The sequence below is a fragment of the Paraburkholderia mimosarum LMG 23256 = NBRC 106338 genome (assembly GCF_000739815.1).
Lineage (GTDB): Bacteria > Pseudomonadota > Gammaproteobacteria > Burkholderiales > Burkholderiaceae > Paraburkholderia > Paraburkholderia mimosarum.
In genome coordinates, this window is record NZ_BBJJ01000190.1 from 1 (window position 1) to 3,433 (window position 3,433).

Below are 3,433 nucleotides of genomic sequence, written 5' to 3' on the forward strand. Positions count from 1 at the left end.
CGCCCGCTTGCGGCAGCGGCGAGCCGAAGCGCTCGACGTGAACATTCTGCTGCGGCACACCCGCGTCCTTCAACGCGGCCTCGGCTGCATCCATCATCGGGCCGGGGCCGCAGATGAAGGCCTCGTCGATTTCGTCGGCCGGCAGCAGCGTTTCGAGGAACGCCGCGCACTTGGCCTGATCGAGCATGCCGTTGAACAGCTCGACGTCCTGCAGGTCGTCGGAGAGGACGTGATAGAGACGAAAGCGGCTCATGAAGCGGTTCTTCAGGTCCTCCAGCTCTTCGGCGAACATGATCGCGTCGACGCTGCGATTGCCGTACACGAGCGTGAACGCGCTGCGCGGCTCCGTTTCGAGCGTCGTCTTGATGATCGCGAGCACGGGCGTGATGCCCGAGCCGCCCGAGAACGCCACGTAGTGCTTGCCGTGCTCGGCGTTCAGGTGCGTGAAGAAGCGGCCGTCGGGCGTCATCACTTCGATTTCGTGGCCCGGCGCGAGCTGCTCGAACGCGAAGTTCGAGAATCGCCCGCCGCGCACGCGCTTGATGCCGATGCGCAGTTCGCCGTCGCGGTCATAGTCGGTCACGCCCACGCAGATCGAGTACGAACGGCGCGTCTCCTCGCCGTCGATATGGGTCTTGAGCGTGACGAACTGACCCTGGGTGAAGCGATACGCGTCGCGCAGCTCGGGCGGGACTTCGAAAGCGACAGAGACCGCGTCCGCGGTTTCGGGCCGCACTTCGCGGATGCGCAGCGAATGGAATTGCGGAGTGGCCATATCAGTACGGTTTGAAGTAGTCGAAGGGTTCGCGGCAGTCGATGCAGCGGTAGAGCGCCTTGCACGCGGTCGAGCCGAACTGCGCGAGGCGTTCGGTGTGCTTCGAGCCGCAGTGCGGGCAGGCGGGCGCGGGCAGCTTCGGGATGAACGCGATGGGCTGCTCGCTGGCGGCTTGGCCCGCGCCGCCGCCGCAGTTGCCGGTGGGGGGCGCGATGCCGTAGGCGCGCAGCTTCTCGCGCGCTTCGTCGGTGATCCAGTCGGTGGTCCACGCGGGCGTCAAGGTCGTCGCAATGCGGTAGGGCCCGAGTGCGGCGGCTTCGAGCGCGTGCCCGACGTCCTCCGCGATCTGCGACATCGCCGGGCAGCCCGAGTAAGTGGGTGTGATCACCACTTCGAGGTGGCCGTCTTCGGCGCGGCGGACTTCGCGCAGGATGCCCAGTTCGCGGATCGACACGACCGGGATCTCCGGATCGGGCACCGCTTCGAGCACTTCCCACGCGCGTTCGAGCGCGCGATCTGCCGTTGCTTGCATCGTGACTTCCCCTGTTCCTGCGTGAGCGTGAAGCGTGCTTACCAGCGCGCGTCCGGATGCTGGCGCGCGAGGCTCTGCATCTCGGCGAGCACGAAGCCCATGTGTTCCGAGTGCTCGCCGTGCTTGCCGGTCGTGATGTGGAACACCTGCTCGGGCAGCGTGAGCGTGGCTTCTTCGAGCGCGGCTTCCACGTCGGCGCGCCACGCCGCTTCCAGCTGCGCGGTGAGCGGCGCGATGCCGGCTTCGGCCACGGCCGTTTCCACGGCGTCGGTGCTGAAGAACTCGCGCGTGTACGGCATCAGCCAGTCGAGCGCGGCTTGCGCGCGGCGGTGCGATTCCTCGGTGCCGTCGCCGAAACGGATCAGCCACTCACGCGCATGGTGCAGGTGGTAGCGCGTTTCCTTGATCGAGCGCTCCGCGATCGCGGCCAGCTGGGGATCGGCGGAGCGCAGCAGCGCCGTCCACAGATGCGCCATCAGCGAGGCGTAGAGAAAATTGCGCACGATCGTCACGGCGTAATCGTTGGACGAATGCGTCGTGCCGGTGAGCGGGCCGAAATGCGGCAGCTCGGCGAACGTGTAGTTGGCGAATTCGCGCTCGGCGCGGAAATAGGCGTAGTCGTCCTCGGTGCGTTCGCGGCCGGTGAGCGCCTTTTCGAGCGTGGCGGCATGCGTGTAGAGCAGGCGCGCCTGACCGATCAGGTCGAGGCTCATGTTGGCGAGTGCGATGTCCTCTTCGAGGACCGGGCCGTGGCCGCACCATTCCGTGTTGCGCTGACCGAGGATCAGCGCCGTATCGGCAAGGCGCAGCACGTACGCGAGATGTTCGGGCGTGGGCGTCGTCATGTTGCGCTCTTACATGTGGTTGACTTCGTCGGGCAGCGTGTAGAACGTCGGGTGGCGATAGATCTTGTCGCCGGCCGGCTCGAAGAGCTCGGCCTTCTCGTTCGGATCCGACGCCGTGATCGCCGACGACGGCACCACCCAGATGCTCACGCCTTCCTGACGGCGCGTGTAGACGTCGCGCGCCATGCGCAGCGCCATCGTGGCGTCGGCGGCGTGCAGGCTGCCGCAGTGCTTGTGATCGAGGCCCTGCTTGCTGCGCACGAACACTTCCCAGATCGGCCATTCCTTGTTCATCGTGGATCTCCTTCCTGTTTCCTGTATGAGTTACGCGGCGTGCTTTTCGGCGCGCTGACGCTGTTTCGCGGCATGGGCGAGCGCGGCTTCGCGCACCCACGCGCCTTCGTTGTGCGCCTTCACGCGCGTGCCCAGACGCTCGCGGTTGCACGGGCCGTCGCCGTTCACGACGCGCCAGAATTCTTCCCAGTCGATCGTGCCGTAGTCGTAGTGGCCACGCGCTTCGTTCCACCTGAGATCGGCATCGGGCAGCGTGACGCCGAGCACCTTGGCCTGCTCGACGGTGGCGTCGACGAACTTCTGGCGCAGGTCGTCATTCGAGATGCGCTTGATGCCCCATCTGGCCGACTGGTTGCTGTGGACGGAATCGGCGTCGCTCGGGCCGAACATCATCAGCACCGGCCACCACCAGCGGTTCACGGCTTGCTGGACGAGCTCGCGCTGCGCCTCGGTGCCCTGCATCATGGCGAGCAGGGCGTCGAAACCCTGCCGCTGGTGGAACGACTCTTCCTTGCAGATGCGGATCATGGCGCGCGCGTACGGGCCGTAGGTGCAGCGGCACAGCGGAATCTGGTTCATGATCGCGGCGCCGTCGACGAGCCAGCCGATCACGCCCACGTCCGCCCACGTAGGCGTCGGGTAGTTGAAGATGCTCGAGTACTTGGCCTTGCCGGCGTGCAGCGCGTCGATCAGCTGGTCGCGCGAGACGCCGAGCGTCTCCGCCGCGCTGTACAGGTAAAGGCCGTGGCCGGCTTCGTCCTGCACCTTGGCGAGCAGGATCGCCTTGCGCTTGAGGCTCGGCGCGCGCGAAATCCAGTTGCCTTCCGGCAGCATGCCGACCACTTCCGAGTGCGCGTGCTGCGAGATCTGGCGCACGAGCGTCTTGCGATAGGCTTCGGGCATCCAGTCCTGCGGCTCGATCTTGCCGTCGGCGGCCATGATGGCGTCGAACTGCGCCTGCTCGGGCGAGGCGGCATCGGCGTCCAG

At 66.5% G+C, this 3,433-nt stretch carries 5 protein-coding genes; all 5 read right to left on the reverse strand.

Annotated elements, in window-relative coordinates; translation table 11 throughout:
- Nucleotides 1-775: FAD-binding oxidoreductase (locus BMI01S_RS36360; protein ID WP_042292951.1), on the reverse strand; the 775-nt coding region annotated here is incomplete at its 3' end.
- A gap of 1 nt (nucleotide 776) precedes the next feature.
- Nucleotides 777-1,307 (reverse strand): 1,2-phenylacetyl-CoA epoxidase subunit PaaD, encoded by a 531-nt coding sequence (gene paaD, locus BMI01S_RS36365; RefSeq protein ID WP_042292954.1) that lies wholly within the window; start codon nucleotides 1,305-1,307, stop codon nucleotides 777-779.
- 38 nt (nucleotides 1,308-1,345) lie between these two features.
- Complete coding sequence (gene paaC, locus BMI01S_RS36370; protein ID WP_042292958.1) at nucleotides 1,346-2,152, reverse strand: 1,2-phenylacetyl-CoA epoxidase subunit PaaC; 807 nt, start codon at nucleotides 2,150-2,152, stop codon at nucleotides 1,346-1,348.
- Nucleotides 2,153-2,161: 9 nt separating this feature from the next.
- Entirely contained in the window at nucleotides 2,162-2,446 is a 285-nt protein-coding gene (gene paaB / locus BMI01S_RS42500; RefSeq protein ID WP_034188015.1) for a 1,2-phenylacetyl-CoA epoxidase subunit PaaB, read from the reverse strand.
- A gap of 30 nt (nucleotides 2,447-2,476) precedes the next feature.
- A partial coding sequence (paaA, locus tag BMI01S_RS36380; protein ID WP_042292969.1) for a 1,2-phenylacetyl-CoA epoxidase subunit PaaA occupies nucleotides 2,477-3,433 on the reverse strand: 957 nt, incomplete at its 5' end.

Coding starts and splice junctions, on each gene's coding strand:
- paaD (WP_042292954.1), bottom strand. CDS start 1,307: ATGCAAGCAACGGCAGATCGCGCGCTCGAACGCGCGTGGGAAGTGCTC.
- paaC (WP_042292958.1), bottom strand. CDS start 2,152: ATGACGACGCCCACGCCCGAACATCTCGCGTACGTGCTGCGCCTTGCC.
- paaB (WP_034188015.1), bottom strand. CDS start 2,446: ATGAACAAGGAATGGCCGATCTGGGAAGTGTTCGTGCGCAGCAAGCAG.